The 25,102-nt window shown below is 70.5% G+C and carries 20 protein-coding genes and 5 tRNA genes; 13 read left to right on the top strand and 12 right to left on the bottom strand.

The features are described from left to right. Nucleotides 1–83: 83 nt before the first annotated feature. From ACWCPM_RS03250 to purM, 4 genes are all read left to right on the top strand, one after another. Nucleotides 84–881 carry a sterol carrier family protein gene (locus ACWCPM_RS03250; protein WP_450974422.1) on the top strand — a complete coding sequence of 266 codons (798 nt, stop codon included), beginning with the start codon at nt 84–86 and terminating at the stop codon, nt 879–881. Nucleotides 882–919: 38 nt separating this feature from the next. After that, complete coding sequence (locus ACWCPM_RS03245; protein WP_450974421.1) at nt 920–1,732, top strand: META domain-containing protein; 813 nt, start codon at nt 920–922, stop codon at nt 1,730–1,732. A 61-nt stretch (nt 1,733–1,793) separates the two neighbouring features. Then, nucleotides 1,794–3,320, top strand: coding sequence for an amidophosphoribosyltransferase (purF, locus tag ACWCPM_RS03240; RefSeq protein ID WP_450974420.1), 1,527 nt, complete (start codon nt 1,794–1,796; stop codon nt 3,318–3,320). 82 nt (nt 3,321–3,402) lie between these two features. Next, entirely contained in the window at nt 3,403–4,473 is a 1,071-nt protein-coding gene (purM, locus tag ACWCPM_RS03235; protein WP_450974419.1) for a phosphoribosylformylglycinamidine cyclo-ligase, read from the top strand. 71 nt (nt 4,474–4,544) lie between these two features. Here the strand turns inward: purM and ACWCPM_RS03230 are convergent, their stop codons facing one another. Continuing rightward, a complete protein-coding gene (locus ACWCPM_RS03230; RefSeq protein ID WP_450974418.1) occupies nt 4,545–4,796 on the bottom strand; it encodes a DUF3073 domain-containing protein in 252 nt (83 codons plus the stop codon). A gap of 303 nt (nt 4,797–5,099) precedes the next feature. Next, on the bottom strand, nt 5,100–6,200 hold the full coding sequence (locus tag ACWCPM_RS03225) for a Leu/Phe/Val dehydrogenase (protein ID WP_450974417.1): 1,101 nt from the start codon (nt 6,198–6,200) through the stop codon (nt 5,100–5,102). 221 nt (nt 6,201–6,421) lie between these two features. Here ACWCPM_RS03225 and ACWCPM_RS03220 point away from each other — a divergent pair, with 221 nt between their 5' ends. Together ACWCPM_RS03220 and bldC are read left to right on the top strand one after the other, a co-directional pair. Beyond that, the gene (locus ACWCPM_RS03220; protein ID WP_450974416.1) at nt 6,422–7,273 is read left to right on the top strand and encodes a hypothetical protein; all 852 of its coding nucleotides are present in this window, start codon (nt 6,422–6,424) and stop codon (nt 7,271–7,273) included. 510 nt (nt 7,274–7,783) lie between these two features. Continuing rightward, nucleotides 7,784–7,990: a developmental transcriptional regulator BldC gene (bldC, locus tag ACWCPM_RS03215; RefSeq protein WP_003949541.1), complete on the top strand. Its 207-nt coding sequence runs from the start codon at nt 7,784–7,786 to the stop codon at nt 7,988–7,990. A gap of 419 nt (nt 7,991–8,409) precedes the next feature. Here the strand turns inward: bldC and ACWCPM_RS03210 are convergent, their stop codons facing one another. The 8 genes from ACWCPM_RS03210 to ACWCPM_RS03175 all read right to left on the bottom strand — a co-directional run bounded on the left by ACWCPM_RS03210 (nt 8,410) and on the right by ACWCPM_RS03175 (nt 16,028). Next, complete coding sequence (locus ACWCPM_RS03210; RefSeq protein ID WP_450974415.1) at nt 8,410–8,616, bottom strand: DUF6274 family protein; 207 nt, start codon at nt 8,614–8,616, stop codon at nt 8,410–8,412. Nucleotides 8,617–8,879: 263 nt separating this feature from the next. Beyond that, nucleotides 8,880–8,954, bottom strand: a tRNA-Asp gene (locus ACWCPM_RS03205). A gap of 93 nt (nt 8,955–9,047) precedes the next feature. Further along, nucleotides 9,048–12,986, bottom strand: a complete 3,939-nt coding sequence (hrpA, locus tag ACWCPM_RS03200) for an ATP-dependent RNA helicase HrpA (RefSeq protein WP_450974414.1) — start codon at nt 12,984–12,986, stop codon at nt 9,048–9,050. Between the two features lie 152 nt (nt 12,987–13,138). Then, complete coding sequence (locus ACWCPM_RS03195; protein ID WP_450974413.1) at nt 13,139–13,843, bottom strand: DUF4328 domain-containing protein; 705 nt, start codon at nt 13,841–13,843, stop codon at nt 13,139–13,141. 176 nt (nt 13,844–14,019) lie between these two features. Then, a tRNA-Phe gene (locus tag ACWCPM_RS03190) sits at nt 14,020–14,096 on the bottom strand. Nucleotides 14,097–14,123: 27 nt separating this feature from the next. Beyond that, nucleotides 14,124–14,198 (bottom strand) — tRNA-Asp (locus tag ACWCPM_RS03185). A 53-nt stretch (nt 14,199–14,251) separates the two neighbouring features. Continuing rightward, nucleotides 14,252–14,324, bottom strand: a tRNA-Glu gene (locus ACWCPM_RS03180). A gap of 204 nt (nt 14,325–14,528) precedes the next feature. Next, complete coding sequence (locus ACWCPM_RS03175) at nt 14,529–16,028, bottom strand: metallophosphoesterase family protein (RefSeq protein WP_450974412.1); 1,500 nt, start codon at nt 16,026–16,028, stop codon at nt 14,529–14,531. Nucleotides 16,029–16,193: 165 nt separating this feature from the next. Between ACWCPM_RS03175 and ACWCPM_RS03170 the strand changes: the two genes are divergently transcribed. The 7 genes from ACWCPM_RS03170 to ACWCPM_RS03140 all read left to right on the top strand — a co-directional run bounded on the left by ACWCPM_RS03170 (nt 16,194) and on the right by ACWCPM_RS03140 (nt 23,493). Continuing rightward, complete coding sequence (locus tag ACWCPM_RS03170) at nt 16,194–16,544, top strand: metallopeptidase family protein (protein ID WP_450974411.1); 351 nt, start codon at nt 16,194–16,196, stop codon at nt 16,542–16,544. Nucleotides 16,545–16,618: 74 nt separating this feature from the next. Continuing rightward, nucleotides 16,619–17,155 (top strand): hypothetical protein, encoded by a 537-nt coding sequence (locus ACWCPM_RS03165; RefSeq protein WP_450974410.1) that lies wholly within the window; start codon nt 16,619–16,621, stop codon nt 17,153–17,155. Between the two features lie 257 nt (nt 17,156–17,412). Further along, a complete protein-coding gene (locus ACWCPM_RS03160) occupies nt 17,413–19,686 on the top strand; it encodes a DEAD/DEAH box helicase (RefSeq protein WP_450974409.1) in 2,274 nt (757 codons plus the stop codon). 417 nt (nt 19,687–20,103) lie between these two features. Beyond that, nucleotides 20,104–20,176, top strand: a tRNA-Lys gene (locus ACWCPM_RS03155). Nucleotides 20,177–20,635: 459 nt separating this feature from the next. Beyond that, nucleotides 20,636–21,598 carry an STAS domain-containing protein gene (locus tag ACWCPM_RS03150; protein ID WP_450974408.1) on the top strand — a complete coding sequence of 321 codons (963 nt, stop codon included), beginning with the start codon at nt 20,636–20,638 and terminating at the stop codon, nt 21,596–21,598. A gap of 120 nt (nt 21,599–21,718) precedes the next feature. Next, entirely contained in the window at nt 21,719–22,222 is a 504-nt protein-coding gene (locus ACWCPM_RS03145) for a DUF5994 family protein (RefSeq protein WP_450974407.1), read from the top strand. An 80-nt stretch (nt 22,223–22,302) separates the two neighbouring features. Next, the gene (locus tag ACWCPM_RS03140; protein WP_450974406.1) at nt 22,303–23,493 is read left to right on the top strand and encodes a PP2C family protein-serine/threonine phosphatase; all 1,191 of its coding nucleotides are present in this window, start codon (nt 22,303–22,305) and stop codon (nt 23,491–23,493) included. Nucleotides 23,494–23,835: 342 nt separating this feature from the next. Here ACWCPM_RS03140 and ACWCPM_RS03135 read toward each other — a convergent pair whose 3' ends face one another. Continuing rightward, complete coding sequence (locus tag ACWCPM_RS03135) at nt 23,836–24,462, bottom strand: GTP cyclohydrolase II (protein WP_450974405.1); 627 nt, start codon at nt 24,460–24,462, stop codon at nt 23,836–23,838. Between the two features lie 98 nt (nt 24,463–24,560). Further along, nucleotides 24,561–25,073, bottom strand: a complete 513-nt coding sequence (locus tag ACWCPM_RS03130; protein WP_450974404.1) for a MarR family winged helix-turn-helix transcriptional regulator — start codon at nt 25,071–25,073, stop codon at nt 24,561–24,563. Nucleotides 25,074–25,102: the final 29 nt, after the last annotated feature.

The raw sequence follows: 25,102 nt of genomic DNA, 5'->3' as shown, positions 1-25,102 counted from the left end.
GGCGAAGGCCCCGTCCGTTTTCCGGACGGGGCCTTCGTGCTGCCGGTGTCCGCCCCGGTGCGCCCGGTCGTAGGCTCACGGTCATGTCACCGGCCAAGAAGCGCGCCCGCACCTACGACCCCGTCAGGACCCGTGCCGCCGTGCTCGCCCAGTTCGGGGCCGTCCGGGAGGCGGTCCAGGGGCTCACGGACGAGCAGCTCGCGCTGTCCACGCGGCTGGGGGACTGGACCGTGCGGGACCTGGTCGCGCACACGGGGACGGCGCTCGCGGCCGTCAGCCTGCTGCTGGAGGAGGCCGAGCCCGCGCGGCAGGACGCGAGGCTGCCCGACTGGCCCTCCGCCGTCGCCGCCGACGCGCCGGCCATCGCCGGCACCGCCCGGCGCCTCGCCGAGCACCATCCCGACCTCGACTCCTACCTCGCCGACGTCGAGCGGCGATTCACCGCCGACCTCGACGCGCACCCGGGCAGCCGGCTGCTCCCCACCAGCGCCGGCGCGCTGCCCCTGGCCGACTACGTCGTCACCCGCACCGTCGAGCTCGTCGTCCACACCGACGACCTGAACGCCGCCGTGCCCGGACTGGACGTCCCCCAGGACCGGCAGGCCCTCGCCGCGGCCACCCGCCTCCTCGCCGACACGCTGGCCGCGAAAGCCCCCGGCGGTTCGACCGAGGTGCGGATCCCGCCGTACGCGGTGGTGCAGTGCGTCGAAGGGCCGAGGCACACCCGCGGCACCCCGCCGAACGTCGTCGAGACGGACCCGCTGACCTGGATCCGGCTCGCGACCGGACGCCTCGCATGGTCGGACGCCCTCGCCGAGGCCCGGGTGAGTGCCAGCGGGGAGCGGGCCGATCTGGCGAAACTCCTCCCCCTGATGGTCTGAGAGGGAACCGATCACCCCACCCGCCCCGTCGAATCGGCATGTCCAGGCAGAAGCAGTACCTCACCGTCACCTCGGCCCTCGCCCTCCTCCCGCTCGCCGTCGCCTGCGGCGCCGAGCAGGCGGGAAGCACGACGGCGGCCGCCGCGAAGCCCGTCACGGGCGTCCACTGGAGCGTCGACAGCGTCACCGTCGACGGCAGGAAGCACGACGCCCCCGCCGGCGCGCACGTCACGATCGACGACAGCGGCAAGGCCCAGGGCAGCTACGGCTGCAACCACTTCAGCGCGCAGGCCACCTTCGACGGCGACCGCGTCCGGCTCGGCGACGCGACGAGCACCGAGATGGCCTGTGACGAGGAGCCCATGAACTTCGAACAGAACCTCGCCCGCACCCTCGGCGACGGCGCCCTGAGGACCGAGGTCCGCGGCGACAGTCTGACCCTCACCACGGACGCCGGCGACACCGTCCGCCTCACGGAGGAACAGGACGCCCCGCTGTACGGGACGCGGTGGACGGTCACCGCCCTCGGCAAGGGCGGCCCGGACGGCACCGCGGAGTCGCTGCCCCAGGGCGCCGAGGGCACCGCGCACCTCACGTTCGACGAAGCGGCCGGCACCGTCAGCGGCCGGCTCACCTGCAACAAGGTGACCGCCGAGGCCACCGTCCGCGACGGCCGCATCACGCTCGGCCCCGCGTCCACCACGCGCATGATGTGCGAAGCCTCACTCATGGCGACCGAAAAGCGCCTCCTGCGCCTCTTCGACGGCACGGTGACCTACCGCCTGGAGCACCAGGGCCTCACGCTGACCAGCGAAAACGGCGAGACGGTCACGGCCGTCGCCGGAAAGTGATCCCTTACCGCCCGGTATCCCCAATTCGGACCAGTGGACGACCTCGCCTACACTCGGTGGCGTGCCACGTGGTGACGGTCGACTCAATCACGACCTGCTTCCCGGCGAGAAAGGCCCCCAGGACGCATGCGGCGTCTTCGGTGTCTGGGCTCCGGGTGAAGAGGTCGCAAAACTCACGTACTTCGGGCTCTACGCCCTCCAGCATCGGGGCCAGGAATCCGCGGGTATCGCGGTCAGCAACGGCTCCCAGATCCTCGTCTTCAAGGACATGGGCCTGGTCTCCCAGGTCTTCGACGAGACCTCGCTCAGTTCCCTGCAGGGCCACATCGCGGTCGGTCACGCCCGCTACTCCACCACCGGTGCCTCGGTGTGGGAGAACGCCCAGCCGACGTTCCGCGCGACCGCGCACGGCTCCATCGCGCTCGGCCACAACGGCAACCTGGTCAACACGGCCAAGCTCGCCGAGATGGTCGCCGACCTCCCCAAGCAGGACGGTCGGACCACCCGGGTCGCCGCGACCAACGACACCGACCTGCTGACGGCCCTGCTGGCCGCGCAGGTCGACGCCGACGGCAAGCCGCTGACCGTGGAGGAGGCGGCCGCCGTCGTCCTTCCCCAGGTCAGGGGCGCGTTCAGCCTCGTCTTCATGAACGAGCACACGCTCTACGCCGCCCGCGACCCGCAGGGCGTCCGCCCGCTGGTCCTGGGCCGGCTGGAGCGCGGCTGGGTCGTGGCGTCCGAGGGCGCCGCCCTCGACATCGTCGGTGCCAGCTTCGTGCGCGAGGTGGAGCCGGGCGAGTTCCTCGCCATCGACGAGAACGGCCTGCGGACCTCCCGATTCGCGGACGCGAAGCCCAAGGGCTGTGTCTTCGAGTACGTGTACCTGGCCCGCCCCGACACCGACATCGCCGGCCGGAACGTGTACCTGAGCCGGGTCGAGATGGGCCGCCGCCTCGCCAAGGAGGCTCCCGCCGAGGCCGACCTGGTCATACCGACCCCGGAGTCCGGCACCCCTGCCGCCATCGGCTACGCCGAGGCCTCCGGTATCCCCTTCGGCGCCGGCCTGGTCAAGAACGCGTACGTCGGACGTACGTTCATCCAGCCCTCCCAGACGATCCGCCAGCTCGGTATCCGGCTGAAGCTGAACCCGCTGAAGGAAGTCATCAAGGGCAAGCGGCTGGTCGTCGTCGACGACTCGATCGTCCGCGGCAACACCCAGCGCGCCCTGGTCCGCATGCTCCGCGAGGCCGGCGCCGCCGAGGTGCACATCCGGATCTCCTCGCCCCCCGTGAAGTGGCCCTGCTTCTTCGGCATCGACTTCGCCACCCGCGCCGAGCTCATCGCCAACGGCATGACGATCGAGGAGATCGGCACCTCGCTGGGCGCCGACTCCCTGGCGTACATCTCCATCGACGGCATGATCGAGGCGACCACCATCGCCAAGCCGAACCTGTGCCGCGCCTGCTTCGACGGCGAGTACCCGATGGAACTCCCGGACCCCGAACTGCTGGGCAAGCAGCTTCTGGAGAACGAGCTGGCGGCCGGTCCGGCGGCCACGGCCGCGGCCGACGCGATCCGTCGGCCGTAGCGGCGCCCGCACGTCCAGGAGGTGGAGGGCGCCACCGCGCCCTCCTGAAGGACCTCCGAACCGACCCGAAAGATCCCAGGCAATGTCTGAGACAACCACCGGTGCCTCCTACGCGGCCGCCGGCGTCGACATCGAGGCGGGCGACCGCGCGGTCGAGCTGATGAAGGAGTGGGTGAAGAAGACGCAGCGACCCGAGGTCCTCGGCGGCCTCGGCGGCTTCGCCGGCCTCTTCGACGCCTCCGCCCTCAAGCGCTACGAGCGTCCGCTGCTCGCGTCCGCCACGGACGGCGTGGGCACCAAGGTCGACGTCGCCCGCCAGATGGGTGTGTACGACACGATCGGCCACGACCTGGTCGCGATGGTCATGGACGACATCGTCGTGTGCGGCGCCGAGCCGCTGTTCATGACCGACTACATCTGCGTGGGCAAGGTCCACCCCGAGCGGGTCGCCGCCATCGTCAAGGGCATCGCCGAAGGCTGTGTGCTGGCCGGCTGCGCCCTCGTCGGCGGCGAGACGGCCGAGCACCCCGGGCTGCTGGGCGAGGACGACTTCGACGTCGCCGGCGCCGGTACGGGCGTGGTGGAGGCGGACCGGCTGCTCGGCGCGGATCGCATCCGATCGGGCGACGCCGTCATCGCCATGGCGTCCTCCGGTCTTCACTCGAACGGGTACTCGCTGGTCCGGCATGTCCTGCTGAACCAGGCGGGCCTGTCCCTGGACGCCCACATCGACGACCTCGGCCGCACCCTCGGGGAGGAGCTGCTGGAGCCGACGAAGATCTACTCGCTGGACTGCCTCGCGCTCACCCGCACCACCGATGTGCACGCCTACAGCCACATCACCGGCGGCGGCCTCGCGGCCAACCTGGCACGAGTCGTCCCGGACGGGCTGCACGCGATCGTCGACCGCTCCACCTGGGCCCCCGCGCCGATCTTCGAACTCGTCGGCAGGACCGGTGACGTCGAGCGCCTGGAGCTGGAGAAGACCCTCAACATGGGCGTCGGCATGATCGCCGTCGTCCCGGAGGAGTCCGCCGACGTGGCCCTGGCGACGCTGGCCGACCGCGGGGTCGAGGCATGGGTCGCCGGCGAGATCACGGACCGTGGCGAGCACACCACGGGGGCGGCCCTGGTCGGTGACTACGACAGCTGAGCCCCGCGCGGGCAGCACAGAACCCGGTCGGTGACCAGGGGTCACCGACCGGGTGGGTGTTCAGTGCAAGGTCAAGCGCCGCGACGATGTGAGGACTGGCCTTCCTCGTCCTCGTCGTCGTCCTCATAGAGGTCGGCGTACCGTGCGTACAGGTCGTCGTCCTGCTCATCGTCCTCGAATTGATCACCGTTCGGGCTCGGTGACGTATTCGCAGTCGATGCGCCCAGCTCCTCGGCCAGGCGTGAGAGATCCGTCCCACCGCTGTTGTACTTCAGCTGGCGGGCGACCTTCGTCTGCTTGGCCTTGGCCCGGCCGCGCCCCATGGCTCGACCCCCTCAACGACGGGGCTCGACGGCCCCAGAGTCTTGACACGCGTTCATGTTCCGGCACGGGCTCTCCGTGGAGAGACCGGTCCGTAGGGCTTCCACGGTACCTGAGCCCGCGCCCATACGGTACGTCGCCCGCAGCACGCGCCTGTGCCCAGAACCCGCGAGGCGCCCCGTCCTCGCTGGTCAGTGGCGATTTTAACCCTTTATTGGCGGACGACCCGCCGGTCGAAGTGAGAGTTCTCTCCAACAGCCCACCGGCGGGTACCGCTCAGTCCCTCGGACGAGCCCCGTGGAACGTCACCACCCGCGGGCCGTGCGAGCCTCCGCCATCCGCTGCTCGGCGATCCGGTCGGCGGCGGCGGCCGGTGGAACACCGTCGGCCTTCGCACGTGCGAAGATCGCCAGCGTGGTGTCGTAGATCTTCGCCGCCTTCGCCTTGCACCGGTCGAAGTCGAAGCCGTGCAGTTCGTCGGCGACCTGGATGACACCGCCGGCGTTCACCACGTAGTCGGGCGCGTAGAGGATCCCGCGGTCGGCGAGGTCCTTCTCGACACCCGGATGGGCCAGCTGGTTGTTGGCCGCACCGCACACCACCCGTGCGGTCAGCACCGGCACCGAGTGGTCGTCGAGCGCGCCGCCGAGCGCGCAGGGAGCGTAGATGTCGAGCCCGTCGACGCGGATCAGCGTCTCGGTGTCGGCGACCGCCGTGACGTTCGTGTGGCGCTCGGTGACCCGGCGCACGGCGTCCTCGCGCACGTCCGTGACGTACACCTCGGCGCCCTCCGCCATCAGGTGCTCGACCAGATGGTGGCCGACCTTGCCGACGCCGGCGACGCCGACCCGGCGGCCCCGCAGCGAGGGGTCGCCCCACAGGTGCTGCGCGGAGGCGCGCATGCCCTGGTAGACGCCGAAGGCGGTGAGGACCGAGGAGTCGCCGGCGCCGCCGTTCTCCGGAGACCGCCCGGTCGTCCAGCGGCACTCGCGGGCCACGACGTCCATGTCGGCGACGTATGTGCCGACGTCGCAGGCCGTGACGTACCGGCCGCCGAGGGAGGCGACGAAGCGCCCGTAGGCGAGCAGCAGCTCCTCGCTCTTGATGCGCTCGGGGTCACCGATGATCACGGCCTTGCCGCCGCCGTGGTCCAGCCCGGCCATGGCGTTCTTGTACGACATCCCGCGCGCGAGGTTGAGCGCGTCGGCGACGGCCTCCGCCTCGTTCGCGTACGGGTAGAAGCGGGTACCGCCGAGGGCGGGGCCGAGGGCGGTGGAGTGAAGGGCGATCACGGCCTTCAGGCCGCTCGCGGGGTCCTGGCAGAGCACGACTTGCTCATGTCCGCCCTGGTCCGAGTGGAACAGGGTGTGCAGTACATCAGCAGGTGCGCCGGCTACGTCGGTCACGGTGGTGACTCCTGAGGTAAAAAGCGGCGATCGGACGGGGTCCCGTGCGGGTGGCGGGGCCTGTGAGCACGAGATTAGAGCCTCTCGGCCCCGCCGACCGATCAGTGCTCAGGATCACCTCCGCACGGAGTACGTCCGTGCGACGATTTGCATAGATTTCCCGCGCGTTCGTAGGCGGGTTCCGCAGGTTTCCCCGGCTGGCGGCGGGGGAGGGAGCAGGCGTGCCCAAGGTGTCCTCGGTGATCGTCCCGTACGCGGCGTACCTGCGTGTGTACGAGCCACTGGCCGCCTTCCCCGCGCCCGAGCGTGAGCACTGGACACGCTACGCCCGCCGGCCCGACCGCCCCTCGTACCAGGACGAACTGCGCCGCTCCCTGGCCGACTTGCTGCCCACCCCGCCCGTGCCCGTGCCCGTGCACGAGAGCGCGGACGCCTTCGTGGTGGAGACCGACGGGGTGATCCACGTCTGCCCCTGGCGGACCCGGCTGCGCGGCTGGCAGGCGCTCGGCGATCTCGCCGAGGAACTCCCGCCGCCGCTGCTGGACGCCGTGCTCCCGCCGGTCCTGCGCCACCAGGCGACCCAGGACTACGAGCGCTGGCTGGCCGGCAACCCCGACGCCCGGCCCTGGATCCGCACGGCGACCTGGCAGGTGCCGCTGAACTGGTTCGTCCTCGTCTCGGACGAGGAGCGGGAGTACGACAAGGGCTCCGGCGGCGCCGACGAGGCCCCGCCCGTGCTGCGTTACCGCACACCGATGGTCCAGGCCCGCCGCCGGGTGGCCCGCGGCCTGCGCACGCTCCGGAACGCCATGGACGAGGGCCCGCTGATCGACGGCCTGGTGGACGTCGGACGCTGGCTGGAGGAGTTCCACCCGCGCTCACTGGTCGAGCTCGACTACGGCGGGCTGGTGCACGCCCTGCCGACCGGGGACCTGGAAGGCGACCACTCGGCGGCCGACGTGGCCGAGGGGATCGAGGCGCTGCGCCTGGGCGACGGGGTCGCGGCGGGCGAGGCGTACGCGCGGCTGGTGGAGCGCTGGCGGTCGGTGCGGGACCTGCGTTCGGCGAACTGACGTACCGTACTGTGACGCAGCTTACTGGGCGTCAAGACCGCGTTCAGAGCCCGTTATGGCCGTATGTGTCAAGACTGTGACGCATGCGCCATGCGTGATGGAGCGCACTTACACGCCCCTTGCGTCCCTTGCCCATCCTCATGCCAAAATAGGACAAGGAGTCCGGGGAGGACTCTGTCCTCCCGGTGTGTTCAACTATGGGCGGATTCTACGTATTGAGTGCTTTGGGGGGTCTGACGACTCCTGATCGCCCTGTGACTGATCGTCACAGTGGCGTGACTGTCCGCTATGGCATGGTCCATCGGCATCCGTCGCTGATGAACACCTGGGAGGGCAATTCCATCGGTTTGGCCGACGCGGCTGGACAGATGGTGTAGTTGTAGTGCCGAGGACAAGCCGTTCGTCCTATAACCGACTCGACTCGCGTCCGCCATTTCGGGCAACGCGGGTCAAGGTGCAGAATTTAGAGGAAAGAACCGAGAAGGTTCGGTTCTCCCGAGGAGGCCGCTCATGACCGCTCGCACCCCTGATGCCGAGCCGCTGCTGACCCCGGCTGAGGTCGCCACGATGTTCCGCGTCGACCCGAAGACGGTCACGCGGTGGGCGAAGGCCGGCAAGCTCACTTCCATCCGCACGCTCGGCGGGCACCGCCGCTACCGCGAGGCTGAGGTGCGCGCTCTGCTCGCGGGCATCCCGCAGCAGCGCAGCGAGGCCTGAACAACTGAATAACAGGACAAATCGGTCGGCCCCCCAACCTTCCGAGGCGTCCGCAACCACGCTCCCACCGACGCGGGTTCTGCCCCAACAGGGCCCTCGCCCAGAACCTTCAGGCAACTGACAGGGTGCGTCACCGATCGCGCTGGACTCCGCCGAGTCCAGCGCGATCTTTTTTGTGCGTGGGGTGGCGAGCCCGTGGGCGGGCTTGTCGGAGTCTGGGGAAGGGTGTCGCGGCTGCCGCGGAACGGGCCTGCGAGGTGGTGCCATTGCACATATTAAATTGACCAGTTGTAGGAGATGGGTAAGTACCGCTGTTTTGAAAACTCATGCGGTGACTCCCGTCACATGCCACTGTGCTTGTTGCCTCTGACCTATGTGCGATAGGGGAGTTGGGGATGTGAGGCATGGAGCGGGGTCGCTCATGCGTCGGCGGAGCGCTCGTCCTCGACGCTCTCCTCCGGAGTGTCCGGGGTGTCCGGGGCGTGCGGGGCGGGGTCCATGGCGAGGGCGAGTCGCAGCAGGCGATGGCAGATCGGGCAGTGCCGGGTCACATGCCGGTACGACGACGCGGCCGAGAGGTGCGCCCGTAGCAATGCCCGGGTCTCGTGCCTCACCGATGCCGCCATACGCCACCTCCGGGCCCAGCGGGCGTGTTGCCCTGGTTTCTGAGTACCGACCGAAAGTGACGCCGTCAAGGCGGTGCAGGGGCCGACGTGTGCGGGGCCGAATCCCCTGCCCGAGGATGAGCGCCCGGACTCCGAGGAACCCGGCCGGCGCGGTCATGAGGAAGGCCCGCTTCCCTCGGTGGGGATGCGGGCCGTCGTGTGTGGCGGTGCTGTCATGGCGAAGGCCCGCTTCCCTTGGTGGGATGCGGGCCTCGACTTCTCTGCGGTCCTGACGGGATTTGAACCCGCGGCCTCCACCTTGACAGGGTGGCGAGCACTCCAAACTGCTCCACAGGACCAGATTTTGCGGCGCGATTCCTGCGTTGCGCTGCGAAACGAGACTCTACAGGAGCGCGGCCGCCTGGTCGAACTCACTTAACGTGCGAGGGCCGTCACGGCGCCGCGGCGTCGATCGCCTTCACGATCCGCTTGTCCGACACGGGGTACGCCGTGCCCAGCGCGTGCGCGAAGTAGCTGACGCGGAGCTCCTCGATCATCCAGCGGATGTCCAGGACGGGGGTGGGGACCGGCCGGCCCTGCGGCAGCTGCTCCAGGAGCCACGCGTACTCGTCGCGCATCTCCTGGACCTTCTCCATGCGCGTGGTGTCCCGCTGGACGTTCGTCGGCATCTGCTGCAGACGCCGGTCAGCGGCCACCAGGTAGCGCATGAGGTGCGGCAGCCGGCCCAGCCCCGTCGCCGTCACGAATCCGGGCTTCACCAGGGCGTCCAGCTGCGCCCGGACATCCTGCAGGTTCGGCAGCAGCGCGGGGCTGCGCACGGCCTTCAGCCGGCGCTCACAGGCCTGCCAGGCGGCGAGCACCTGCTGCACCTGGTCCACCGTGCGCACGGTCGTGTCGACGATCTCGGCACGCACCTTGTCGTAGAGCTTGCGGTACGACTCCTCGTCCCACGCCGGCCCCCCGAAGTCGGCGATCAGCCTGTCCGCGGCGGCCGTGGCGCAGTCCTCGAAGAGGGCCTGGACGGAGCCGTGCGGGTTGGCCGAGAGGGCGAGCTTGTGGGCGTTGGTCAACTTCTCGGACGCGAACTTCGCCGGATTGACCGGGATGTTGCGCAGGATGAGCCGGCGCGTGCCCTTCCACATGGCCTCGGCCTGCTCCGCCTCCGTGTCGAAGAGGCGTACGGAGACCGTGTTCTTCGTCGGACCGTCGTCGACGAGCGCCGGATACGCCTTCACGGGCTGGCCGGCCCGACGGGTCTCGAAGACGCGGCTGAGGGGGCCGATGGTCCAGTCGGTCAGGCCCTGGCGCTCGACGGACTCGCCGCCGCTGCGCTCCGCGGTGGCCGCGGCGGCCTGCGAGAGCGCCTTGCGGGCCTTCGGCTTGAGCTGGAGCCTCAGCGCCTCCAGGTCCTTGTCCTCGGCCAGTTTGCGGCGCCGCTCGTCGACGATCCGGAAAGTGATCCGCAGATGGTCGGGGACCCTCGACCAGTCGAAGTCGTCGGCGGTGAAGGGCACGCCGACCATCCGCTTCAGCTCGCGGGCCATGGTCGTGGTGAGCGGCTCCTGGAGGGGTACGGCGGCGTCCAGGAAGCGCTTGGCGAAGTTCGGCGCGGGCACGTAGTTGCGGCGGATCGGCTTGGGGAGGGACCGGATGAGCTCCGTGACCACTTCCTCCCGCAGGCCCGGGATCTGCCAGTCGAAGCCCTCGTCGGTGACCTGGTTGAGGACCTGGAGCGGGATGTGGACGGTGACGCCGTCCGCGTCCGCGCCGGGCTCGAACTGGTAGGTGACCCTGAACTTGAGCGGACCCTGGCGCCAGGAGTCCGGGTAGTCCGCCTTGGTGACCGCCTCCGCCGACTCGCGGATGAGCATCGCGCGCTCGAAGTCGAGGAAGTCGGGCTGCTCGTGCCGCTTGTGTTTCCACCAGGAGTCGAAGTGCGCGCCGGAGACCACGTGTTCGGGAACCCGCTGTTCGTAGAAGTCGAACAGGGTCTCGTCGTCGACGACGATGTCGCGGCGCCGGGCGCGGTGCTCCAGCTCCTCGACCTCGCTGAGCAGCCGCCGGTTGTCGGCGAAGAACTTGTGGTGGGTCCGCCAGTCGCCCTCGACGAGCGCGTTGCGGATGAACAGCTCGCGGCTGGCCTCCGGGTCGATGCGGCCGTAGTTCACCTTGCGCTGGGCGATGATCGGGACGCCGTACAGCGTGACCTTCTCGTACGCCATCACGGCCGCCTGGTCCTTCTCCCAGTGCGGTTCGCTGTACGTCCGCTTGATCAGGTGCCCGGCGACGGGCTCCACCCACTCGGGCTCGATCCTCGCGTTGACGCGGGCCCAGAGGCGGGAGGTCTCCACGAGTTCGGCGGACATCACGAAGCGCGGCTGCTTCTTGAACAGCGCCGAGCCGGGGAAGATCGCGAACTTGGCGCTGCGGGCGCCCAGGTACTCGTTCTTGTTGCCGTCCTTCACGTCCTTCATCCCGATGTGGGAGAGGAGGCCGGCGAGGAGCGAGGTGTGGATGCGGTCGGCGGGGGCGTCGTCCTCGGTGAGGTGGATGCCCATCTGCTTGGCGACCGTGCGCAGCTGGCTGTAGATGTCCTGCCACTCGCGGATGCGCAGGAAGTTGAGGTACTCCTGCTTGCACATGCGGCGGAAGGACGACGACCCGCGCTCCCGCTGCTGCTCGCGCAGGTAGCGCCAGAGGTTGAGGTAGGCGAGGAAGTCGCTGGTCTCGTCACGGAAGCGGGCGTGCTGCTGGTCGGCCTGGGCCTGCTTCTCCGCCGGGCGCTCGCGGGGGTCCTGGATGGAGAGCGCGGCGGCTATGACCATGACCTCGCGGACGCAGCCGTTCTTGTCGGCCTCCAGGACCATCCGGGCCAGCCGGGGGTCGACCGGGAGCTGGGCGAGCTTGCGGCCGGTGTCCGTCAGCCGCTTGCGCGAGTCCTTCTGGTCCGGGTCGAGCGCGCCCAACTCCTGAAGGAGTTGCACGCCGTCGCGGATGTTGCGGTGGTCCGGCGGGTCGATGAAGGGGAACTTCTCGATGTCGCCGAGGCCGGCGGCGGTCATCTGCAGGATGACGCTCGCCAGGTTCGTACGGAGGATCTCCGCGTCCGTGAACTCCGGGCGGGCCTCGAAGTCGTCCTCGCCGTAGAGGCGGATGCAGATGCCGTCGGACGTACGGCCGCAGCGGCCCTTGCGCTGGTTGGCGCTGGCCTGGGAGATCGGCTCGATGGGCAGCCGCTGGACCTTGGTGCGGTGGCTGTAGCGCGAGATACGGGCGAAGCCCGGGTCGATGACGTACTTGATGCCCGGGACGGTGAGGGAGGTCTCGGCGACGTTGGTCGCCAGCACGATCCTGCGTCCGGTGTGCTGCTGGAACACGCGGTGCTGCTCGGCGTGCGAGAGCCGTGCGTACAGCGGGAGGACCTCGGTGAACGCGTACTTCTTCTTCTCCAGCGCGTCCGCCGTGTCGCGGATCTCCCGCTCACCGGAGAGGAAGACGAGGATGTCGCCCTTGCCCTCGCCCATCAGCTCCTCGACGGCGTCCGTGATCGCGGTGATCTGGTCGCGGTCGGCGTCCTCGGAGTCCTCTTCCAGGAGCGGCCGGTAGCGCAGCTCGACCGGGTACGTCCGGCCGCTGACCTCGATGATCGGGGCGTCGCCGAAGTGCCGTGAGAAGCGCTCCGGGTCGATCGTCGCCGAGGTGATGACGACCTTGAGGTCCGGCCGCTTCGGCAGCAGCTGCGCGAGGTAGCCCAGCAGGAAGTCGATGTTGAGGGACCGCTCGTGGGCCTCGTCGATGATGATCGTGTCGTAGGCGCGCAGCTCGCGGTCGGTCTGGATCTCGGCGAGCAGGATGCCGTCGGTCATCAGCTTGATGAAGGTGGCGTCCGGGTTCACCTGGTCGGTGAAGCGGACCTTCCAGCCGACGGCTTCGCCGAGCGGCGTGTCCAGTTCCTCCGCGACCCGCTCGGCGACCGTGCGGGCGGCGATACGGCGGGGCTGGGTATGGCCGATCATGCCGCGGACGCCCCGGCCGAGCTCCACGCAGATCTTGGGGATCTGCGTGGTCTTCCCGGACCCGGTCTCACCGGCGACGATCACGACCTGGTGGTCGCGGATGGCCTCGGCGATCTCGTCCTTCTTCTGGCTGACGGGAAGCTGCGGCGGGTAGCTGACCGAGGGCGCCTGGGCCCGGCGGTCGGCCATCCGGGCCTCGGCCTTCTCGATCTCCGCCTCGATCTCGGCGAGTACGGTGGCGCGCGCCTCCGGCTTGCGGATCTTGCGTGCGCCTTCGAGCCTGCGGCCGAGCCGGTGCGCGTCGCGCAGGGAGAGGTCCGTCAGGCGGGGGGCGAGGGCAGGCTGCGTAGACATACGGGTCCCAGGATCGCACCCCGCCCGAACGACTGGCGAACGATTTGCCTGTGGCGCGGCTCGCTCCGAGGTCCGGCCCGGCGGCGACCGCGGCCCGGTGCCCCGGACGAATCGGTCCGTTCCGGTGCCCGGGGCGGTGGCCCCGGCCCGGCTCAGACGGAGACGTAGGGCCCGTCGGTCGCCTTCAGCCGCTGCATGGCCGTCAGCCGGACGGCGAAGTACACCGCGGCCGCCGCGGCCGCGATGTCCAGGAGGTCGGACGCCATCAGATGGAGCACGGCGTCCCGGATCTCCCCGACGGCCTCGGCGTCCCGGTAGCGCCGGTCGGCGTACCGGCGGAACAGGGTCGTGGCGACGAACAGGCCCCACCACAGGTTGACCGGCCAGAAGGAGACCTTGTACGGCTCGCCGTCGGCCGGCAGCCGTGTGCTTGCCCCCCACATGTCGACGGCGACCCGATAGGGCAGCCAGAGGTTCGCCACCGGGACGAACCAGGAGCCGATCGCCCAGCCGGGGCCGTTGCGGAACCTGTCCGGCCCGAGTGCCCCGGTGTCCTGGCGCATCCGGTGGAACCAGAGGATGAAGACGATCGCGCAGGTGAGGAACGTGACGCCCTGCAGCTGTCCGGCGGTCCGGTACAGCGCGTCGATGCTTTCCAGTTCCTGCTCGGAGGCGAAGGCGAAGCCCCCGTCCTGATGGATCAGTGTGTACACCCGGACGCCGGCGTAGACGGCGTACAGGTCGCTGAGGGCGACGGCGACGAGCAGTGCCGACAGGCCGTTCAGGAGGAGGCGTGGCAAGCGCGGGACCTGGTCGGGCAGTTCGGGACGCGGACGAAGGTCGGCAGACGCGGACATGGCGGTGGCCCCCCGGCACAGAAACGGAATCGCCCGCGGAAGATCGCGTGCAGAGGGAAGATACGACGGCCCCGTGCGGCCCGTCGACGGAGAATCCGCAGGACCGACGTGGGGCGGACAGGGGGCACACGACGAGAAACGTCCCGGACGGAATACTGTCCGGGACGTTCTCACTCTGGTGGCTGGGGCCGGGATCGAACCGGCGACCTATCGCTTTTCAGGCGATCGCTCGTACCAACTGAGCTACCCAGCCACGCAGTTCACCGGAGTGATCTGCAAGCGGTCCTGACGGGATTTGAACCCGCGGCCTCCACCTTGACAGGGTGGCGAGCACTCCAAACTGCTCCACAGGACCATGCGTGGTTGGCGTGCGAACCAACGTAGCTAAGTGTCGCACACCGTACTGCGTGCCCCCAACGGGATTCGAACCCGTGCTACCGCCTTGAAAGGGCGGCGTCCTAGGCCGCTAGACGATGAGGGCGAAAAGCCTTACCGCTCTGCTTCGTCTTCGCGTTCCCGAAGGGACGTGAGAAGCATGTGACTCCGCTTCTCCCCTGACGGGGATCGGCTTCTCTTTCGCTTCGACGGAAGCTTCGGACGGTCAAGCCCTGACCGGTGCCCTTGGGCACGACCAGACTGTACTACGCGTCATGGACGCGGGCCAAACGAGATCAGGGGAGGCGGTTCAGGGGTGGTTCTCCTCGGGAAGGTGGCGGCTGATCTCGGCCGTTGTCCGGCCCAGGCCTCCGAGTCGGATCGCGTCCCACGCCTGGAGGCGGCGGGTGTCGCGGTCGAAGTAGAGGATCGACGCCTCGATCGGGTCCGGGCGCGCGCCCTCCACCGCGCGCAGTCCGCTGCCGCCGGTCGAGCCCTCGATGCGCAACCGGGTGCCGTAGCGCAGCACCTCCATCTCCTGGTGGTGCACATGGCCCGCCAGGACGAGCGGGACCTCGCCGTCCGTCTGCCGGGCGGCCTGGGGTTCATGGGCCACGGCCACGTCCACCGGGGTGCCGGCGGCGCTCTGGTCGCGCAGGGAACTGGCCAGGCGGGCGCCGGCCAGTTCCTGCGACGCCTCGGTGCCGGGCCTGTCGCTGCGGTCGGGGGTGAACTGGGGGTCGCCGATCCCCGCGAACCGCAGCCCCGCCACCGACACCGCGCGGCCGTCGTCGAGGACGTGCACGTTCCTCAGGTCCTCCAGATAGCGCTGGGTGGTCCGCGAGTCGTGGTTGCCGCGCACCCAGATGTACGGGGCGCCCAGGTCCTCGATCGGGTCGAGGAACCCGTTCTCGGCCGAGCTGCCGTGGTCCATCGTGTCGCCGGAGTCGACGATCACGTTCACCTCGTACTGCTCGACCAGCGAGGCGATGATCTTCCAGCTCGCCGGGTTGAGGTGGATGTCGGAGACGTGCAGGACGCGGATGGTGGTCGGGTCCGGCCGGTACGCGGGGAGCGTGGAGGTGGCGTCGTAGAGCTTGGTCACGTTGGTCACCAGGCGCGCCAACTCCTGCTGGTAGACGTCGAACTCGGTGACGATGCTGCGCGCGTCGCCGACCAGGGAGGGGGCGGAGGACAGCAGGCCCGAGAACCTCGGCTCCAGGACCGACTTGGGGTTCCAGGTGGCGTACGCCGTCGCTCCCGACGCCGCCAGCAGGGTGAGCGCGAGGCCGCCGGCGGCCAGGGCGCGGCGCGGGCGGCGGTAGACGGCGAGGCCGAGCGCGGTCGCGCCGGCGACGACGGCCACGCAGGAGCGCACGGCCAGCCCGAGGGCGCCCTGGCCGACGTCCCGGGCGACCTCGGCCTGGAGGCCGGAGATGCGCTCGGGATGGTCGACCAGGGCCTGGGAGCGCTCGGGGTCGAGCTGGTCGACGTTCACGTCGAGCCGGACCGGCGCGAGGTGGCTGTCCAGGTGCAGCGCGCCCAGCGGGGAGACGTTGATCTTGGTGCCGCCGGTGAGGGACGGGCGCAGGGTCATCGTCGTGTCCATCGGGCCGACCGGGACCCGGACGTTCCCGACGACCAGCAGCCCGAGCCACGCGCCCAGCAGGACGACGGCTGTCAGGCCCAGGGCTCTGGTCAGGCGGTTCGCCGGGCGTGGGACGAGCGTGGTCTCGGGGGTGGGGCGGGAGCGGCGGCGGACACGGCGACGGCTGATCGTCGTCAGGACTGCGGCGGGGACGCGGGCCATTGATCCCGTATGCCCGTGTGGGCCGGTGGATATGCGGCGCCGAGTGGGTCGTCCGCGCGTGGTGGCGGGGTCGGCGATCTCCGCCGTGCCGTCCCGTTCGTAGGCGGTTCGTCCGCGCGTGGTGGCGGGGTCTCGCACCGGGGCGCCGTACCGGACAATGGGCCTGTGCTGGAGATGACGCGCGAGGAGTTCGAGGAACTGGTCGCCGAGGCGCTGGACCGGATCCCGGCCGAGCTGACACGGCTCATGGACAACGTCGCGGTGTTCGTCGAGGACGAACCGGCCGCCGACGATCCCGAGCTGCTCGGGCTGTACGAGGGGACGCCGCTGACCGATCGAGGTGAGTGGTACGCGGGGGTGCTGCCGGACCGGATCACGATCTACCGGGGACCGACGCTGCGGATGTGCGAGTCCCGCGAGGACGTGGTCGCCGAGACCGAGATCACGGTCGTGCACGAGATCGCCCACCATTTCGGGATCGACGACGCGCGACTGCACGCGCTGGGATACGGGTAACGGGGCGCGTGTCCTCTTGTGGGCGGCGGGAGTTGGGCAGGTTGACTCCATCACCCCCTCGGAGGTGGCTGCCCGTGCGCCGCTTGTACGTACCTGTCCGCCTGGCCGCCACCGTCGTGGCCGTCGCCGCCGCCGCCGGCTGTATGAGCGTGGGTGACGACGGCGGCCGCGCCAGGCCCTCGCACTCGGCCGGATCGCAGGGCGGCGAGGCGCCCGACGGAGGAACGGCCTGGTCCGGCGGTGGTGTCGCGGGCGGCGGGGGCGCGGGCGGCGCCGATCATGTGCGCGGCAAGGACGGGAAGGACGGGCGCTCGGCCTCGCCGGGCGGGTCGCCCGACCCGTCCGGCTCGGCGAAGACGCCGGGGGCGACCGCGTCGGGCTCGGCACCGGCCGTCCCGGGGCACTCCGTCAAGCCGGGCGACCCCCCGCCGCCCCCGCCCGAGCCGACCCCCACGCGCACCACCACGGCACCGGAACCGCCCCCGCCGACATCGGAGCAGCCGACGACGCCGGAACCGACGGCCGCCGAGCCGTCCTCCTCGGCGCACGAGAACACGGGCCCGCAACTGGTCATGCGGGAGCCGGCGCCGCAGGCGGGGGCGCCGGTCTAGCGCCGGTTCGCCGGCGTGAGGCGTTCCGCCGGGCGCCCGTAGGGCGCCGACCAGGCATTTCCGGACCGGTTTGCCTTCCGGGGTGGTGGGTGCGTATGGTGGTAGATCGTTTGATCCCATTTGCCCGGCGCCACCACAGAGCGCGCCGTGTGGCGCGTACTCTCCCTTGCCGTGGCGGACCGCATTGAGGCGGTCGTGTGCGAATCACGGAGTTGACGGGCGCGTGCCGAAGAGACTCCGGAAGGTTTCGCAGACGTATGTCCATCGCCAGTACTGATCACGCCGTCATGCCCACGGGCGACGACCAGACCCCCGAGAACCAGGTCGCCGAGAACCAGGTCGCCGAGACCCAGGCGGCCGAGAACGACCAGGCCCCCGAGATCACCTTCGCGGACCTCGGTCTGCCCGAGGGTGTCGTGCGCAAGCTCGCGCAGAACGGTGTGACCACCCCCTTCCCGATCCAGGCCGCGACCATCCCGGACGCCCTGACCGGCAAGGACATCCTCGGCCGTGGCCGCACCGGCTCCGGCAAGACCCTCTCCTTCGGTCTGCCGACCCTGGCCACGCTGGCCGGCGGCCGCACCGAGAAGAAGCGCCCCCGCGCCGTCATCCTCACCCCCACCCGCGAACTGGCGATGCAGGTCGCCGACGCGCTCCAGCCGTACGGGGACGTCCTCGGGCTGAAGATGAAGGTGGTGTGCGGCGGCACGTCGATGGGGAACCAGATCTACGCCCTGGAGCGGGGTGTCGACGTCCTGGTCGCCACGCCGGGGCGGCTCCGCGACATCATCGGCCGCGGCGCCTGCTCGCTGGAGGACGTGCAGATCACCGTCCTCGACGAGGCCGACCAGATGTCCGACCTGGGCTTCCTGCCCGAGGTCACCGAGCTGCTCGACCAGGTTCCCGCGGGCGGCCAGCGCATGCTGTTCTCCGCGACCATGGAGAACGAGATCCAGACCCTCGTCGACCGCTACCTCAACGAGCCGGTCGCCCACGAGGTCGACGCGGCCCAGGGCGCGGTGACGACCATGTCGCACCACATCCTGATCGTGAAGCCCAAGGACAAGGCGCCGGTCACCGCCGCGATCGCCTCCCGCAAGGGCCGCACCATCATCTTCGTCCGCACCCAGCTGGGCGCCGACCGCGTCGCCGAGCAGCTGCGCGACGCCGGTGCGAAGGCCGACGCGCTGCACGGCGGCATGACGCAGGGCGCCCGCACCCGGACGCTGGCGGACTTCAAGGACGGTTACGTCAACGTCCTCGTCGCGACGGACGTCGCCGCGCGCGGCATCCACGTCGACGGCATCGACCTGGTGCTGAACGTCGACCCCGCCGGTGACCACAAGGACTACCTCCACCGGGCCGGCCGCACCGCCCGTGCCGGGCGTACCGGCACGGTCGTCTCGCTCTCCCTGCCGCACCAGCGCCGCCAGATCTTCCGCCTGATGGAGGACGCGGGCGTCGACGCCTCGCGCCACATCATCCAGGGCGCCGGCGCGTTCGACCCCGAGGTCGCCGAGATCACCGGTGCCCGGTCGATGACCGAGGTGCAGGCCGAGTCCGCGGGCAACGCGGCGCAGCAGGCCGAGCGCGAGGTCTCGCACCTCACCAAGCAGCTGGAGCGTGCGCAGCGGCGCGCGGCCGAGCTGCGCGACGAGGCCGACCGGCTGGTCGCCCGGGTCGCCCGCGAGCGCGGCGAGGACCCGGAGGCCGCGGTCGCCGAGGCGCAGACCGCGGTGGCCGAGGCCGCCGAGACGACCGAGCTGCCCGACGTCGTCGAGGTCTCGGTGCCCGAGCAGCCCGTGGCGCGGGACGCCGAGCGTTCCGGCTCCTCCTACGAGCGCCGCGACCGTCGTGACGGTGGCGAGCGTGGCGGCTTCCGCCGTGACGAGCGCCGTGACGGCGACCGCGGTGGGCGCTCCTTCGAGCGCCGTGACGACCGTGGTGGCCGTTCGTTCGAGCGCCGTGACGACCGTGACGACCGGGGTGGCCGTTCCTTCGAGCGCCGTGACGACCGTGGTGGCCGTTCGTTCGAGCGCCGTGACGACCGTCGTGACGGTGGCGAGCGTGGCGGCTTCCGCCGTGACGAGCGCCGTGACGGCGATCGCGGTGGGCGCTCCTTCGAGCGTCGTGACGGTGGCGAGCGTGGCGGCTTCCGCCGTGACGACCGTCGTGACAACGACCGTGGTGGCCGTTCCTTCGAGCGTCGGGACGGTGGCGAGCGTGGCGGCTTCCGCCGTGACGACCGTCGTGACAACGACCGTGGTGGCCGTTCGTTCGAGCGCCGTGACGACCGGGGCGACCGTGGCGGCTTCCGCCGGGACGACAGTCCGGCCCGTTCCTTCGAGCGGCGTGACGAGCGCGGTGGCCACCGTGGCAGCGACCGTCCGTTCAACCGGGACCGCCAGGGCGACCGCCCCGGCTTCCGCGCCGGCGGACACGAGCGCCCGTACGGCCGCCGTGACGACCACCGCGGCGGTGGCTCCTTCGGGCGCAGCGAGGACAAGCCGCGCTGGAAGCGCAACGGCTGAGTCCGGCCGAGAGCCGGCCTTCTGACAGAGGCCGTGGCCCCCACCGATCGTCGGTGGGGGCCACGGCCTTTCCTGCGGCCGGTGAAGTGCCGACGACAAGGGGAAACTGTCCTCGGCCTGGATCCGCGGTGACGGCAAGGGTTCGTTCGGGGTGCGGGTGCGGGTGCGGGTGCGGATCGGGACGGGCCGGCAGTCCTACGCGGGACTGTTCCAGCGGGGGCCCGGCGCGTTGGTGGACGCGCCCGGCGGGTGCCCGACAGGTGGCTGTCCGGTGGTCGTCCGGTGCGGGTCAGGGCTCGCGAACCGGTCGATCCCCAGCGTTCACGGACGCTTCCACCCCGCACACGGCCCCGTCTCCCGGATACCCGATCGGCGACGCCGCTTCCTGCGGCTATGCTCGGGGAGGCAACATCGCCTGGGCCCTTAGCTCAATTGGCAGAGCAGTGGACTTTTAATCCATTGGTTGTGGGTTCGAGTCCCACAGGGCCTACCGGCGGTAGGCGGGGGATATGACCTCTGACCTGCTACGCAGCGTCCGGGTCGGCCTCTGCTGACTCGGGCGCTGATGCGTTTTCGGGCTCGTGCGTGAGCGGATGCGCCCGTGGTCCGCGGAACCTGCTCGGGCCCGGCGGCGGTGGATACCCGGTAGGCATGGGGTCAAGCAGAGTGCCCCACGAGGGGGCTGTCCGCCGCGGAGGTCTCCCTGGGCACCCTTCGGCAGGCGGAGTGCTCGACTCGGATGAGTCCGCCCGGCGCCACATTCCCGGTTGCCGGCGACGTACGGTGAAAGTACCGAGGGCATCACGCACTCCGACTCTCCTGTCGGGTCGTCCTCGGCGAAAGACGAAACCCGGGCCGCCCGAGGCGACGGTCGGAGACGGGTCGGCATCATGGCCACCGCGATCACAACGACTCCGCGACGCTTCCCGGTTGTCACCCTTCCCGGCCGATGGGCGGCGTGACGGTCGTGCAGCGCCTGGACATCCACCGGCGTGACCGGGGAGAGCGGGCCCTCGTCACGCTCGCCGGCGCGATCGGGCCGGCCACTGTCCCCTTGCTGCGGGCCGTGCTGGAGGAGTGCCTGCGCGACGGAGTGACCGGCATCGACGTCGATCTCACCACGGTCGGCTCCTGTGACTCCAAGGGCCTGGACGTCTTCCTGACGACGTCGCGGCGCGCGGACCGGGTGCATGCTTCCGTGCGGCTGCACAATCCCTGCGCGCAGATCAGCCGACTTCTCGCCGTCACCGGCTCCGCCTCCCTGCTCAGTGGGTTGCCGGGCGCGTCTCCGTCGGCCGACGAGCAGCAGGGCGGCGGCCCTGCCCGTGCGGCAGTCGTGAAGGACGGGATCCGTCTCCGCCGCCTGACCCGCTGGCAGGCGGAGGACATGCGCGAGGACATCGCCGACCTGGCCGTGGAACCCGTCGCGGGCTTGTCGGCGAACGCGGACCGGGAGCGGGGCGACTTCTTGGGGCGGCTCGCCGTCAGCGCCCGACGGCCCGGCTTCGCGTTGCTGGTTGCCGAAACGACGGTGTTGGTAGGGTGCGCCTTCGGATTCCCGATCGGCCCCGGTGCCTGCTCGGAGCGGGGGTTGCAGGAGAGCGTCCAGCGGCTCACCTGCTGTACCCGGTTCCTGCTCCTCACCCAGGTCGTGGCGCATCATCACGCCCAGCGCCGAGACATCGGCCGGCGTCTGCAGCAGCGTCTGCTGGCCGACCGGCACACCGCGTTCGGAGTCGCCCTGATCCGTCCGGCGGACCGGGTCGGCCAGGCCGCTTTCGAGTCCTGGGGCTGGCGAAACTGCGGAGAGATGGTGGGGCTGCCCGGTCTGGGCGCACCCTGCGTGCTGGTTCTCTTCCCGGAGAAGGCGCCGGTACCGGCGCCTCCGGCCTTGGACCCAGGCCGGGCGTAGCCTGGGAGACACGGAGAACATGTCGGGCGCACGACCAGGGCGGCGCCCTTCCCGGCGAGTGGCGGAAAGGCGGGTGACGGACAAGAGACGGCCCCAGGCTCTCTGGAACGGGATCGCACGATGGACTCCCTCACACCACCCACCGCCGGTCCACCACGACGGGACGACGGGCACACGTACACGATGCCGCTGTCGCGGCTGAGCCTCACACCGGAGGCCAGCCACGGTCCACTGGACGGAGCGTGGTGGCCGCGTTGTGACGCCCTGGCCCTGGAACTGCCCGCGCTCGTGGGCTCGCTGGACCCCGGCCACGGTACGGTCACCCGCGTCACGGTGGATGCCGCTGCGTGGCCCGACGCCCCGGAAATGTTGTCGGCACCCGACCACGTGATCGAGGTCGTCCTGAGCGACGCCGCCGACGAGGCGCATGCCGTCACCCTGGAGTGCGGCACCGTGGGGCGTTGGGAGCTGCTGGTCATCCCGCCCGACGAGCCGACGGGGACGGCAGGTCGGCTGCTGAGGGCCGCGGCCGATCCCTGGAACACGCAGTCGGCTCGGCGCATCCTGGCCCGAGTCGAGGACGGCCACGGCCAGGAGAGCGCCTGGCAGCGGAACGCCCCATGATGGACTGATGGGACAGACCGCTTTTTCGTCGGCCACCGCCGCCGCCCGTGTCGGCGTGGACCACGTCTAGTGAGCGGCTGATGGCCGATCCGCGCCCGGACCGCTCCGAGAGCTTCGGGGAAGCGCTCCTGGGGACGGTTCTCGATCGCGCGCATCAGCTTCCGCCGCACCTTGTCGGCTCCCTGGTCGCCGAGGTGATGGAACGGCTGGGAGGCCGCCGTCCGCAGATCCTGCTGCAGGACTACGGCCAGCTGCTGCTCGTACCGTTGCCCGGCGAGGGCCTCATGGACGAGGACCCGCTGGTGATCGACGATTCCGCCGCGGGCCGCTGCTTTCTCGGTGCGCTGCCCGTCGAACTGCCCGAGGGCGACGGCGTACGCGTCCACCTGCCGCTGCTGGACGGTGGCGACCAGGTGGGCGTCATGGCCGTGACGCTGGATCGGGTCGACGACGACGACCGCCGCCTGTTGCGCCGTCTCTCCGCTCTGGTGGCAGACCTGCTGGTGACCAAGAACGGATATTCCGACCTGTTCTTCCGTACCCGACGCCGTGAGGCGATGAGTGTGGCCGCCGAGATCCAGTGGGCGCTGCTGCCGCCCCTGGCCATGATCATGCCGCGCGTCGCCCTGGCCGGAGTCCTGGAGCCCGCGTACGACGTGGCGGGGGACAGCTTCGACTACGCGCTCAACGGCGACATCCTCCACCTGGCCATGATCGACGCGATGGGGCACGGCCTCGGCGCGGCCACGATGGCCACCGTGGCCATCGGCGCCTACCGTTACGCCCGCCGCCTGAGCACCGGCCTGACGGAGATCTACGCCTTCATGGACGATGCCGTGGCGAAGCAGTTCGGCGCCGACCACTTCGTCACCGCGCAGATGATGCGCCTGGACACGAGGACGGGCGACCTGCAGTGGGTCAACGCCGGCCACCCCGCACCGATACTCGTCCGCGACCACCGTGTCACGCGCCGACTCGTCGGACCGACGACTCTCCCCGTGGGACTCGGCGGTGCGGAGCCGGAGGTCAGTCAGCTGAGGTTGGAACGGGGAGACCGCGTCCTGTGCTTCACCGACGGGCTGATCGAGGAGCACAGGGCGGGCGAGGAGCAGTTCGGGGAGGAGCAGTTGATCGACTGGGTGAACCGGCTGGAGAGGAGCGGCCGCGGAGTCCGGGCGGTGGCGCGGGCCCTGTCGCACACACTCGAGCGGGCGCGGGGCGGCCGGACCACGGACGACGCGACGCTGCTCCTGGTGGAGTGGCGCGGCTGACCGGACCGCCGGGTCCGCCCCGGTACGGGCAACTCGTCAGCCTGACGCCGTCCACTCGCTGCCCGTGCCGATGAGGATCTGCTCCGCAGAGCTGACGTTGCAGGCACGGTGTCACCGGGACGGCCGCTGCGGTACGCCCGCCACCGGGCGGTCGGCGAACGGTTCGGCCACGGCGAGCGCCACGTCATCGAGTTGGGGGCTGGTCCGGCGGGTGTGAGGGGGCGGAGCGTCGGCAGCGGGTGTGCCACCGCGCGGGAACGATGCCGGAGCGGACGGTGACGCAGGGCAGTTGCCGACGGGTGGGCCGCCCCAGGACCGCGGCCCACCTCCGCTCTCCTGCCCTCAGCTCACGCTCAGCTTTTCGAGCGGCAGCGTGTGCTGGGTCTGGAGGACCTTGGCGCGTAGATAGCGGACGTTGTGGGCGGTGGTGAAGACGCCGGTGGGGACGCGGTCGTGGACGGCGATGCCGAGGGCGCGGAGCTGGTCGGCCTTGTCGGGGTTGTTCGACAGCAGGTCGAGGTCCGACACGGACAGGGCGCGGAGCATCTGGGCCGCCGCCGTGTAGTCGCGGGCGTCCTCCGGGAGGCCGAGCGCGGTGTTCGCCTCGTACGTGTCGAGGCCCTGGTCCTGGAGGGCGTACGCGTCCAGCTTGTTGTAGAGGCCGATGCCGCGGCCCTCCTGACGGAGGTACAGCAGCACGCCGCCGCGGGCCGCGATCCGCTCGACGGCCTCGCGCAGCTGGGGGCCGCAGTCGCAGCGGGCCGAGCCGAAGACGTCTCCGGTGAGGCATTCGGAGTGCAGGCGCACCAAGGGGCGGGGGCCGGGTTCGCCGAGGACGACGGCCACGTGTTCCCGGCCGTCGGTCAGCCCGTGGAAGGTGACCAGGTCGGCGTCGACGCTGTAGCCGTCGTGGAAGCGCAACGGCACCCGGACGCGGGCGCGCGGCGTAGCGGCGGGGAAGTCGGGCATGCGGGCCTCCGAGGTCGGGTTGTTTCAGATTTGAAGCAGCCTGATGGAAGGTGACCCTAGCCCATGCTTTAAAGTTGAATCAAACGGTTCGGGAAAGCTCAGGAGCACGCCGACGAGCGGCGCCGCCACGGCATGTCCCCGGACGCGCCGTCCGCGTCCTCGCCCTGCAATGCCCGCGCGACCCCCGTGAAGATCTCCTCCAGCTGCCCCACCTGCTGAGGGGTCAGATGGTCGAAGAGTGTCGCGCGCACCGTCTCCACATGTCCCGGCGCCAGCCGTTCCACCGTGCTCACCCCCTCCTCGGTGAGCGCGGCGACGCTCCCGCGCTTGTCCCGGGAGCACTCTTCACGGCGTACCAGCCCGTCCTTCTCCAGTCGGGTGACGGCGTACGTCAGCCGACTGCGCGTGATCTTCAGCCGCTCCGCGAGTTCGGTCATGCGCAGTCGGCGTTCCGGGGTCTCGGAGAGATTGGCGAGGATGGAGTAGTACATGTGCGGCATGCCGGCCTCCTGCTGGAGCTGCCGGTCGAGCGCGTCCTCCAGGAGATGGGAGGCCCCCATGTACGCGCGCCAGGCGCGCTGCTCCTGTGGGGTGAGCCAGGGAGTCGTCATGCTGTCAGTGTAGTTTTGCTTAAAACTTG

It is taken from the genome of Streptomyces sp. NPDC002309, assembly GCF_053593375.1.
The sequence above is the reverse complement of the archived record's forward strand: the minus strand, read 5'-3'. Positions and strand labels throughout refer to the sequence as shown.